Below are 11,388 nucleotides of genomic sequence, written 5' to 3' on the forward strand. Positions count from 1 at the left end.
CTACTATATATTAAAAAATGTATAGTAGCTCTTAAGCTTGTTAAACTCTTTGGAAGCTTTTATAATTTGTCCTATCATTTCCATATCCACCTATTAGTAAATCGCCGCCGCCTTTACCCATTAGCGCATCATCGCCATATCCGCCAAATAAAACATCGTCTTGTAGTCGCCTGTTAAAAGTCCGCTTGGAGTTACTCCGTATGGGAAAAATGACGACGATAAAGGTCTTGCATAGACTGTTTTGTCGGGCCTTGTTATGCGTAAAATTCCTTTATTTAGAGCGTTTTTATCTATATCTGATAGCCCGTCACCCGTTATTTTGTCCCATATTTTGTGCTTGTTTATGTAAATCAAATATGCCGCTATCTTTTCCGTCCAACTTATCTAATAAATTTCCTATGTCATACCATAGTGTTACCCAACCGACAATAGGGATAAATTTTGTAATTGCAATAAGTCCGAAATCCACAGCTGCGCCCACGACGGTATGACCGAAGCTTTGACCGTCAGCTGTATCATCGGCTATACCAGCGAAACCATTTACTAATCCTACTTTCTTGACATAATCGTCTAGTTCGATTTTTGTGTATCTTTTGCCATTTATTTCTACATATTTTTCTAAGCCGATAAGAGACATATTGGCACCAGAAAGTGCATCTTGAAATAATTCAGTTAATTATCTAGCTAAATCATCATTTTTTCTAAGTCTTACTTCTGCTTTGTCTAATTCTTGTTTAGCAACTAATTCTCTACTCATGTTTTTTCCTTTTTAGGTTGAAAATTTCTTTTTAACCAAATTTAAATTTATATGTTTCTTATCAGAAAAATATTTTTGTAATTCTAAATAGTCTTGCTTATGAATTATATAAACCATATGAAATTTTCCACCATATAATCGCATATCAATTGTAGCTAATCTCCACAAGCGACCACCAATATATTGCGGATAATCAAAAATAATAGCTGGATACAACGAAAAACTTTTCAATTCTCCGCCTAAAATCAAATGAAAAATAAATTTAAATAAAAAATTTAAAAGAAACCAAAGTATATAATAGACCATTATCATAAAAACATATAGCAATGATTTTTCACTAATTGAAATTAAAATAATCAAAAAAAATAGAAACAAATGAAAATATAATCCAAGAGAATACGAAAGCTTAAAATTTCTTGTAATAGGCTCTAAATCAACCAACTTTTTAACCCTTTTAACTTCTCCATTTATGATAAATTCTATCGTTTTATTTGTGAATTTGGTTTCGCATTTATTTTTGATAATGTAGTAATAAAAGGCCCAAATAATATGTAAAATTACAAACACAAAAGGAAAATATAATAAAATTTTAATTTCTTTTTTGTGTATATTGTCCGTATAATCAATACAAGCAGTTAATAAAATCACAAACGCTCCTATAAAACAAAATAAATCCAAATTTTTAAGAAAGAATTCATAAGGATTCTTTATAATAATCGGTTCTTTATCGTAGTCTCTTTTATTGAAATCGTTTAAATTTGCGTTTTCATTTGAGTTTAAATCCCATTTTTTAACATTTTTATTCCAGTTTTCAAAATTTTCCAAATTTTATCCTTCCATTTTTTTGCTTTTCTCGTCATTGCGGGTAAACTTTGCAAGCGAAGCAATCTGTCGACAGTGAATGTTATAAAAATCTAAGTCCTTTTCTCGCCTTGATTTGGTTGTTTTTACGAATTCTATATCCACCTTACTTAAGCAGCTATAAATTCCCCGTGAGTCTTTAGCCGCTTCACTTACTCCGCCCATTCGTAGATCAGCTCATCGATAAGAGCAACCTTAGAGCTTTGCTTTACGGTATTAGAATTCTCGTCTATCGTTATCTCTTTATAGTTTAGATCGATACTTTTGATATTATTATCCGCAAGCGGTATTTGAAATAGTATGATTTCCGAATAGTTCATTTCTATTGTCTATTTTACCGGACACCATCCCTCAAACAGATCAAAATTTTATCCGTAGATTCTCTAAATTTTAAAATAGCTGCGGCTTTTGCGAGATAGGAATTTTAAAATTTTAAAATGCGTCGACACGAAAGCAAGAGTAAAATTTATCTGTCTTGCGTAAATTTTGCATTGCAGTATTCTTGCGAAAGCAGAAAGCGGAAGTAAAATTTATCTAAAAAGAAAGAGCCCATATATTCAAGACTCCATAACGATCAGCTCGCCCCTTCGCGCGCCAAAACAACTTTGAAGGTTTTTAAGATAATAACGATGTCGTTCCAGATCGACCAGTTTTTCATATACCACGTATCCATGCCCGCTCTAGTCGCAAAATCCACGTCGCTGCGCCCGCTCACCTGCCAAAGCCCCGTGATACCGGGCTTGACGGCGAGTATGAGATCTGCGTATTCGCCCATATCCTTGCGCTCGTATTGCGCGCACGGGCGAGGACCTACGATGCTCATTTCGCCCTTTAGGACGTTGATCAGCTGCGGAAGCTCATCGAGCGAACTTTTGCGCAAAAAATCGCCCAGCTTCGTGATCCGCGGATCGTGCTCGTATTTGTGATATTTCTCAAAATACTCCACCTCTTGCGGATTTTGCTTGAGATACTGAGCTAAAATTTCATCCCCGTTCTCTCTCATCGAGCGAAATTTCAGGCATCCAAACGGCTTACCGCCAAATCCCATTCTTTGATGCGAAAAAAATATGCGCCCGTCCGGTTCTTTTAGCTTCATCATCAGCGCGATTGCGCCGAAAATCGGCACCAGCAAAGGAAGCGCTAAGAAAATTAGCGCCAAATCAAGCCCGCGTTTAAGCGCTAGATTTAGAGGACTTTTCAAAGAATTTCGTATCGCAAAGAGACTTGTGCGCGAGGCAAAGACGCTGTAAATATAGGTCTGCGTAAAGTCGTACGAACGCAGCACTGGGGTGAATAAAATTTCTTTATTTTCCCTGATGTTGCTCTCGATGAGCTCGTTTAAGGCGCTCGCTTCGAGCCTGCTTCCGCCGATAAACAGCACATCGTAATCCCTACCCAGCGCTCTTACATACCCAAGATATGTGCTTCCTAAAACAGCGCTTTCAAACTCCTCGCCCTCGCCTAAAATTTTCGCCCTCTTTTGCCATAGGCCAAATTTAAAAAGCTTCCTTTTCGTTACGAGCTTCAAAAGCGGTAAAACCACCGCCATAAAGGCAAAGCTCAGAATAAAGCTAGCTCGCGAAAATTCATAATTGACTTTGATTAAAGCAAGCAGCGCGAGACTTAGCAAAAGCCCCAAAAAGCAGCTTTTTACTAAAATTCTACTCTCGTGCCAAAAATCATATCGCCTCGAATAGATCCCCTGATAGAAAAATAGAAATATCATTATGACGTAGGACGGCGCAAAGCCCTGATACCTGCCGACGTCCAGCAACACGCTATCGCCGTAGAGTAGATTTTTGAGCACCACGGCAAGCCCGAAGCAAAGCCAGATGCCGAAAATATCAACCGCCAAGATTATCAAAACGCAGAGTTGCTTTTTCATCCTAGTTCCTATTAAAATCATCTTGCAGGCGCACGATATCGTCCTCGCCGGTGTAGCTGCCGACTTGAGCTTCGATTAGCACGACGGGGATTTTGCCCTCGTTTGCGAGGCGGTGGACCTCGCCCATCCTAATGAACGTCGATTCATTCTCGCGCAGCAAGAAATTCCGCTCGCCCACAGTCACGGTCGCAGTGCCGCTAACGACGATCCAGTGCTCGTTGCGATGATAGTGCTTCTGCAGCGATAGTCGCTTGCCGGGCTTAACGACGATACGCTTGATCTTGTAGCCGCGCTCATCTTCGAGCACCGTGTAGCTACCCCACGGACGGTGCGTCGTTACGTGCACGCGCGCTAGATCGCTATCCCTCAGCTGCTCCACCACCTGCTTTACCTTTTGGGTAGAGCCTTTTTTACATACGAGCAGAGCGTCTTTAGTATCGACGATAGCGAGATCCTCGACGTCTATGGTGGCTATCGTGCGGCCCGAGCCGATGATGAGATTGTTTTTGGAATTTAGAGTGATATTTTGCTCGCTTGTGGTGTTGCCGTTCGCATCTTTAGGCAGCTCGGCGTCTAAACTATCGAAGCTTCCCAGATCGCTCCAGCCGATGTCTGCGGGCACGACTTTAGCAAGGCTCGTGCGCTCCATAACCGCGTAGTCGATGCTATCTGCCGGAATTTTTTGCATATCTTCGGGCTTAATTCTAATCGGATTTTCAGCGTTAGAATTTTCGTGCGCGCGAACGCAGGCTTCATAAATTTCAGGGCTCTGCGCCTTTAGTTCGTCTAAAAATACGCCCGCTTTGAACATAAACATGCCGCTGTTCCAGTAAAAATTCCCCGCCGCTATGTAGCTTTGCGCTACCGCAAGCTCAGGTTTTTCGTGAAATTTCAACACGTCCTCGCCGCTAGCTTCGATATAGCCATAACCCGTATTTGCATCCGCGGGCTTGATACCGAACGTTACCAAAAACCCCTGTTTCGCAAGCTCGCGTGCGCGCAAGACGCTGTTTTTATACGCTGCCTCATCTCTAATTAGATGATCGCTCGGCGTTACGAAAACGACCTCCTCGGCCTTTAAGCTCAAACACGCAAGCGCGATCGCAGGAGCCGTGTTTCTGCCGACGGGCTCGAGCAAAAATTTTACGCCGTGCGCGCCCAGGGCCTCAAGCTGATCAAGCGCCAAAAAATACTGCTGTTCGTTCGAGACGACGAGCGTGCGCTCGCATAGCGGGGAGTTTCGCTCGTAGCTCATCATAAAAAGCGAGCGATCGTCAAAGAGGCGCACGAACTGCTTTGGCATAAGCGTGCGGCTGATGGGCCACAGCCTCGTGCCGCTGCCCCCGCTTAGGATTATATTAGTCATTTGATCCGTCCTTAAATTCCTCATATTTTTTCTCGACGTAGCTTTTGATCTCGGCCTCAAAGCGCGCGCGCAAAAATTTTAAAGAATTTTCTCTTATTTTTACAGGCTCAAATTTATCATAATTTTGCTCAAATTTAGCTACGGCGGCGAGCAGCTCCTTTGCGTTTTGCTCCATAAAATAAAGCCCGCTCTCGCCGTCAATCACCGTCTCGCGAGCGCCGCCGCGCCCAAAGCAGATCACCGGCGTACCGCATGCCTGCGCCTCCACCGGCGTAATGCCGAAGTCCTCCTCGGCGGCAAAAACAAACGCCTTTGCCCGCCCCATTAGATCCGCCATCGTTTCATCGCTCGCAAAGCCCAGAAGCTCGACATTTTTGCCCGCTTTTGATTTTATTTTTGCCATATCAGGCCCGTCGCCGATAACGAGCAGCTTTTTATCCGTCTGCGAAAATGCCTCGACGATGAGATCTATCTTTTTATACGGAACCATGCGCGAGGCGGTGAGGTAAAATTCCTCTTTGGTTTCGCGCAGAGTAAATTTATCCACGTCCACGGGCGGATAGATGACGTCGCTAGGCTTGCCGTAGGTTTTTTTGATACGGCGCGCGATGTAGCGGCTGTTTGCGACGTAGTGATCCACGCGGTTTGCGGTGCTCGCGTCCCAAAGCCTAATTTTATGTAAAAAATACTTCGCCAGCACGCCCTTTAGACCGCAATCCAGCCCGCTTTCGCGCAAGTATTGATGATACAGATCCCACGCGTAGCGGATCGGCGTGTGTACATAAGCGATGTGAAGCTGATTTGAATGCGTCAGTACCCCCTTTGCGACGGCATGCGAGCTGGATAGCACGACGTCGTAGCCGCTTAGATCAAACTGCTCGATCGCAAGCGGAAATAGCGGCAGGTAGTTGCGGTATTTGTCCTTTGCGAATGGCAGCTTCTGGATAAAGCTCGTGTGAGCGTGCTTGCCTTTTAAAATTTTATCTCGATCGGCACCCTTTAAAAAGTCGATAAGGCTGTAAATTTCAAAATCATCCCAGATATTGGTAAAACTCTCGACGCATTTCTCTGCGCCTGCGTAGGTGCTGAACCAGTCGTGGATAAGGGCTTTTTTCATTGCAGCTCCTCAGTTGATCTATTATTTTCAAATACCTGTTTGTAAATTTTTTCCACTTTACAAACCGCAACGCCGATATCAAATTTATCTTTAAAATTTAGCAACGCTTCACCCTGCATTTTACCGTATATTTTCTCATCGTTTAATAAAATTTCTATATCCCGGCACGCCTGCCGTGCACTCTCAAACAAAAACCCGTTTTTGCTGTTTTCTACGACTTCGTTATTTCCCACGACGTTTGTCGCCACTATCGGGATACCGAGCGACTGCGCCTCTATGAGCGCATAAGGTAGCCCCTCCCACCTGGAAGTAGACAGATAGACATCCGTAGCGGATAGATACGCGGGTATTTTATCGGTAAAGCCCGTAAAGATTATATTTGCACCGTCTTTTTGCGCCATAAATTCAAATTTTACCCTATCGTCGCCGTCGCCGAGCCACAAAAAAACGATGTCTGAGTTGTCTTTAAAATTTTTAGCTATCTCGTATGCCAAAGACATATTTTTCGCATAATCAAATCTCGAAATAGTCGTAACTACCCTTTTTCCCGATAGATTAAATTTTATCTTGGCATTATCGTCTTTCAAAAGAGCTTTTATGCCGTTATATACGACCTCGCACTTACTTTTTTTAAATAGTCTAAGCTTTAAACAAGCCTCATTTTCGCTCTTTGAGACATTTATAAATTTATCGGTAAATAACGTTAAAAATCGCTCCAAAAAAATATACGCGCTCTTTTTCAAAAGGCCGTATTCTCCGACATGAACGCCGTGTAAAGTATGGACTATTTTTAGCCTTGGATTTAAAATTTTAAGTATCCGCGAATAGATGCCTGCGCCCTTACCATGGGAATGGACTATCTCTATATCGTTATCTTTTATAAATTTATTCAGCCCGAGGAGCTTTTTTACGCTAAATTTTCTATGCGGCAGGACAAATATATCTTCAACCTTTTTTGACTCGCTCCACAGATCATAATAGGGCCTATCTTGCGGACAAGCAAGATATATCTCTATATCACTAGATAAATTATTTATAAGCAGATCAACGTGTTTTGGACCACCGCCGTGATCGGCTCTAAGCGTGATAAATAAAATTTTCATTTTTCTTTCTTTAATGACGAACCGGCAAGCAATTCCTTAAGTCTGCCCAGCCACGTCATTTTTTCCAGATCAAGAGGTCTCCTCTCTTCTTTGTTTGAAATACAGCTCAAAAACTCCTCTTTATCTTCCGCGAAATGCACATAATCAGCCATATCTTTAATCTGTTCCCACTCTACGCTGACGACTTTTAATCCACAGGCAAGATACTCATACATCTTTAAAGGATTTATACTATTTACGAGATCAGGATAATCTTTAACATTAAAAGGAATAATACCCACCTGCGAATTATATAAAAACGCAGGGATCTTAGCGTATGGAATAGAGCCTAAAATATGGACATTTTTTAGCTTTTTAAGTAAAGATAAGTCTTTTTGCTCCGGACCTATTATAATAAAACTATAATTTGGCAAATTTTTAGCACAGTAATATACTAAATCCACATCAAACCAATCATGTATTGCCCCTACGTAAATTACCCTAGGTTCAGGAATATCTTCAAGCTCCTGCGGCAAAGATCTGTCTGCCGTTTTAAAAAAATCAAGATCAATGCCATTTGACACATATTTCATTTTAGATTTATCTTTTATCTCGGTGTATTTTTCTTTTAAATTTTTTGCCGTATATACTACCGTATCCACGCTATTTGCGATCTTTATCTCGGCGTCAAACTGCGCGTCCGAAACCGCATTAAAGCCTTTTGAATAATCAGCTATCCTTAAAATCGATTTCTTATAAGCTATAGCATCTAGCAAAAAGCCAAACAATGGGCTATCAAACCACAATATATCAACCTCGTCAAAACCACGCTCCCTTATAAAATTTAATAAATTTGGATACGTAAAATTTTGCCAATTATTTAAAACGAAATTTGATGATAGAAATGGCTTATTTTGAGGAGTAAAAAGGGAGCGCGGAACATAATAAAAAATGCCACGCGCGCTTTCGCCTCCTTTTTTATAAATTCTTTCCCGCTCTTTTAATTCGTTACTATTTGCAAAAATTTTATGTATCGGCGAGATAGGATTTGAGATAAAAAGCACCTCATACCCTAGCTTTTCAAACGCTCTGGCATAGTGATGACTGCCGACCTGAAACGGCGAAGTATAGTAATTCGCAACGGCCATTAAAACTTTTTTAGACATTTTCCATCAACTTTCCATACCCATTTGAATAAAACTCAAATTTACTATAATAAAATTCCCTATTTGCCATATCGATAATCTCCAATTTGTCCTCTTTTATCTCAAATTTTCTAATAATTTTTACGCCCTTGTATTCTACGGCTAGGCTTATAAAATTTTCTCCGAAATCCGCCACTCCGCATCTACACTCCGCAAACATTCCAAATAGTCCTATCGCTCCCTCGCCCCAACTATTTTGTTCCAAATCGCCTATAATCGGCACGTTGTGCGCTTTGACGCTTCTAAATTCATTTCTCCTATCTGGAAGCGGCGTATAAAGATAGGTACCGGGATCTCTTGCTATATCCAGCCCGTCTACCCACAGCTCGTAGCTCAGCTTATCGTTGTGCGTATGTCCGCCGTGACCCCTTTGCCCAAGCGGCGTAGCGCAGACGGCGAGGTAAAATTTGCTAGATTTGAAGATAAAAATTCCGCTGTCCGGATAAAATAGATTTTTGATCTCTTGCGAATTTGAAATTTTAAATTCCATACTTTTTCGGTGCGGCAGTTCGCTAAATTTTACGCCCGAAGCGATCGGACTTTTATATGTTTTATCTCCTGCTTGCAGCGTGCGCTCCGCAAGAGCTCTCGCAAAACTCCTCTCAAAGCGCATATCATTTTTAAATATCTCATCATCGAAAATTCCGCCCATACAGCTAATTAGCGTGGAGTGGTTTAAGATATTTTCGTCCCAAAAGGGCTCGTCGCTGCCCTCAAAGCCGCTTAAATTTAGATATTTTTGCACGACTTGTTCGTTGCTCAAGAACTCGCCGTTTGGGCTAAATTTAAAAAACCTGCCGCTGTCGTTATCGCCAAATTGCGGTACTTCGCCGTTTGGTTTTGTAATGTCCGCGGTAAATCTGCCGATTTTATACAATCTGTCCACGAACCACTGCGGCAGCGATATTTGTCCGTTTAAAATTTTAAATTCCTGCTCCTCCGGCGGCAAGAGTTTCGGCCTTTCGCGCCAAAGCTTTGCGTCGTAATTTTGCAAAGATGAAATTTTCTCGCTTTTTAGACCCAGTATCAGAGCCGTAGAATACGCCATTAGCTCGCCGCTTAAGCGGTGATAACTCGTAGAGCTCTCAAAATTTCCGCCGTCTTCGTAAAATTCCTTTTTCATTTCGCAGGTTATCTCTTGCACGGCAAACGCTAGCCACGCGTCCGTCTCGCCGCCGCCGTCCAAATACGCGCAAGCTTGCAGCAGCCCCGCGATGTCGCTTAAATAGTGATTTGACGTAAGATGCGGCGAATACTCCAGATTATTTACGATGTGAAGCGCGTGCTCGTAGACGCTATTTGAAAAGGTTTGCTTGAAATTTTGATCTAAAATTCCACCCTCATCCATCTGGCAAAACATATCGTAAGCCGCCAGCATGTTGGCGACCCTGATACCCACGTCCATCGTGCAGGTCCAATTTACGCCCATTCTAGGCGGATTATTGTGGATAAAATCTAAAATTTGGTTTTTAAATTCTTTTAAATTTTGCTCTTTTAAACTCGGATCCGTCATCGCAAAAATAGCAAGCTGCGGCAAGTGCTGAAACCTCGCAAGCTCCCACGGCACCTTTATATCGCTGCCGGGCTTATGGGCTATGCGCTGATCTTTGTACCACCTTTTCTCGCTCCACCGAAAGCCGCTTTTGAAATCCTTTTGCCAATCGATCGGCTCGTAGCTCTCGGAAACGTCCTTGGGCGCATTAAAAGGCGCCGCGACATTCATATCGTATTTGTATCCCTCAAGCCCGAGCGCCGCGCTATCATAGCTATTTTTCACCCACCCGCTACCGAGCAGATCAAATTTATGCTCGATATACATTTTGGATAGATATTTTGCGACATCCAGATCGATATTTGACAGGTCGAGCTCTTTTATATTTATGTAGCTAGTTTTTATGATCGGAACGTTAAAATTTATGTGAGTATTGCCCAGCATATCGCATATTTTTTGGAATTTATTCTTTGCAGTATTTAAAATTTTATTAGTTATTTTTGCGGCCAACTCATCAAGCGGCATTGATCTGGCTTTTTTGAGATAATAAGAAATCCTACTCATTGCTTATGGCCTTTAAAATTTTATCCACATGCCTATCCCACGTGTATTTTTGGATCACTTCATCCCTGGCGCTACCGCCCAGGCGCTGCCTTAGCTCGCTATCATCTACAAGCTCCTTCATGGCAGTCGCCAGCTCGTCTATATTCCCAGGCTCTACCATATAGGCGGTTTTACCCTGTTCTAAAATTTCAGACATCTGAGCCATATCGCTGCATATTATGGCTTTGCCCATAGCCATGTATTCAAATAGCTTGGTGGGGCTTCCAAAAAACTCGCTTCCGTCTGGATTTGGTATGGTGGCATTAATCAAAATATCGCAAGCGTTTAAAAATTTCGCCCCCTGATCTTGCAGAATTAGCCCCGCTAGTGCGACGTTTTCTTGCAATCCAAATTCTAAAATATATTTTTTTACAACTGGCATTCTAACACCGTCACCTATCATAAAGAGCTTTGCTTTATTTTTATACTCAGGATATTTTTCTAGCAACCTGCCAAAAGCCAAAGCTATGTTTTCAGCTCCGTGCCACTGCCCAAACGTCCCTATAAAGCCAATTATGATTTTATTTTCGAGATTATATTTTTGTTTTACATCATCGCATTTTATCTGCGAATTATATTTACTTTCATCAATACCATTTGGATTTACGATTATTTTGTTTTCATTCACTCCAAATTTTAAAATAATATCTTTTAGCGCATCGGAAACTACGACTATATAGGCTGCGTTATTTAAATTATATTTTTCTATAACAGAAACGATAGGAAGTTTGAAAATTTTATAGTAAATAGTTTTAAAAATTCGTTTTAAAAACGTATCGTTATTTTTCCAATTTTTAATCTTCCATACGTCCGATGAATTAAATTCTAAAATGAATGGGATATTTTTCATCTTTGCTATATATGCCCCGCAAAAGCTAAATCCATTATATCTTTGATATATTGCATCGACCTTTAAATTTTTACAGTATTTAATTATTTTAAAATTATCAAAATAATTTTCCAATTCATTTCTTGATATTTTTAAAACATATTTGTCAATATCGGACATTCTATATTTTG

The 11,388-nt window shown here is 41.2% G+C and carries 11 protein-coding genes; all 11 read right to left on the reverse strand.

Annotation, left to right across the window (positions count from 1 at the left end):
- Positions 1-120 precede the first annotated feature (120 nt).
- Positions 121-354, reverse strand: a complete 234-nt coding sequence (locus Q0605_RS02865; protein ID WP_298704076.1) for a hypothetical protein — start codon at positions 352-354, stop codon at positions 121-123.
- Positions 308-637, reverse strand: coding sequence for a hypothetical protein (locus Q0605_RS02870; RefSeq protein WP_298704079.1), 330 nt, complete (start codon positions 635-637; stop codon positions 308-310). The genes Q0605_RS02865 and Q0605_RS02870 overlap by 47 nt, the downstream gene beginning before the upstream one ends.
- Before the next feature lie 132 nt (positions 638-769).
- On the reverse strand, positions 770-1,582 hold the full coding sequence (locus Q0605_RS02875) for a hypothetical protein (RefSeq protein ID WP_298704082.1): 813 nt from the start codon (positions 1,580-1,582) through the stop codon (positions 770-772).
- A 188-nt stretch (positions 1,583-1,770) separates the two neighbouring features.
- Complete coding sequence (locus Q0605_RS02880; protein ID WP_298704085.1) at positions 1,771-1,938, reverse strand: hypothetical protein; 168 nt, start codon at positions 1,936-1,938, stop codon at positions 1,771-1,773.
- 254 nt (positions 1,939-2,192) lie between these two features.
- Positions 2,193-3,503: a sugar transferase gene (locus Q0605_RS02885; protein WP_298704087.1), complete on the reverse strand. Its 1,311-nt coding sequence runs from the start codon at positions 3,501-3,503 to the stop codon at positions 2,193-2,195.
- 1 nt (position 3,504) lies between these two features.
- Positions 3,505-4,869: a mannose-1-phosphate guanylyltransferase/mannose-6-phosphate isomerase gene (locus Q0605_RS02890; protein WP_298704089.1), complete on the reverse strand. Its 1,365-nt coding sequence runs from the start codon at positions 4,867-4,869 to the stop codon at positions 3,505-3,507.
- A complete protein-coding gene (locus Q0605_RS02895) occupies positions 4,862-5,986 on the reverse strand; it encodes a glycosyltransferase family 4 protein (protein ID WP_298704091.1) in 1,125 nt (374 codons plus the stop codon). The genes Q0605_RS02890 and Q0605_RS02895 overlap by 8 nt, the downstream gene beginning before the upstream one ends.
- The gene (locus Q0605_RS02900) at positions 5,983-7,089 is read right to left on the reverse strand and encodes a glycosyltransferase (protein WP_298704094.1); all 1,107 of its coding nucleotides are present in this window, start codon (positions 7,087-7,089) and stop codon (positions 5,983-5,985) included. Before Q0605_RS02900 ends, Q0605_RS02895 begins: the two co-directional genes overlap by 4 nt.
- A complete protein-coding gene (locus Q0605_RS02905) occupies positions 7,086-8,234 on the reverse strand; it encodes a glycosyltransferase (protein ID WP_298704096.1) in 1,149 nt (382 codons plus the stop codon). The genes Q0605_RS02900 and Q0605_RS02905 overlap by 4 nt, the downstream gene beginning before the upstream one ends.
- Positions 8,227-10,329: an alginate lyase family protein gene (locus Q0605_RS02910; RefSeq protein ID WP_298704098.1), complete on the reverse strand. Its 2,103-nt coding sequence runs from the start codon at positions 10,327-10,329 to the stop codon at positions 8,227-8,229. The genes Q0605_RS02905 and Q0605_RS02910 overlap by 8 nt, the downstream gene beginning before the upstream one ends.
- Positions 10,322-11,388, reverse strand: a 1,067-nt coding sequence (locus Q0605_RS02915; RefSeq protein WP_298704100.1) for a glycosyltransferase family 4 protein, incomplete at its 5' end; no start/stop codon positions are given. The genes Q0605_RS02910 and Q0605_RS02915, both read right to left, overlap by 8 nt.

Origin of the sequence: uncultured Campylobacter sp., from assembly GCF_938017705.1 — a bacterium.
Taxonomy (GTDB): Bacteria; Campylobacterota; Campylobacteria; order Campylobacterales; family Campylobacteraceae; genus Campylobacter_B.

Bases quoted from the DNA above. Each gene is read 5' to 3' on its own strand.
- Q0605_RS02905 (WP_298704096.1), bottom strand. From the start codon at position 8,234: ATGTCTAAAAAAGTTTTAATGGCCGTTGCGAATTACTATACTTCGCCG.
- Q0605_RS02880 (WP_298704085.1), bottom strand. From the start codon at position 1,938: ATGAACTATTCGGAAATCATACTATTTCAAATACCGCTTGCGGATAAT.
- Q0605_RS02895 (WP_298704091.1), bottom strand. From the start codon at position 5,986: ATGAAAAAAGCCCTTATCCACGACTGGTTCAGCACCTACGCAGGCGCA.
- Q0605_RS02870 (WP_298704079.1), bottom strand. From the start codon at position 637: ATGTCTCTTATCGGCTTAGAAAAATATGTAGAAATAAATGGCAAAAGA.
- Q0605_RS02890 (WP_298704089.1), bottom strand. From the start codon at position 4,869: ATGACTAATATAATCCTAAGCGGGGGCAGCGGCACGAGGCTGTGGCCC.
- Q0605_RS02910 (WP_298704098.1), bottom strand. From the start codon at position 10,329: ATGAGTAGGATTTCTTATTATCTCAAAAAAGCCAGATCAATGCCGCTT.
- Q0605_RS02885 (WP_298704087.1), bottom strand. From the start codon at position 3,503: ATGAAAAAGCAACTCTGCGTTTTGATAATCTTGGCGGTTGATATTTTC.
- Q0605_RS02900 (WP_298704094.1), bottom strand. From the start codon at position 7,089: ATGAAAATTTTATTTATCACGCTTAGAGCCGATCACGGCGGTGGTCCA.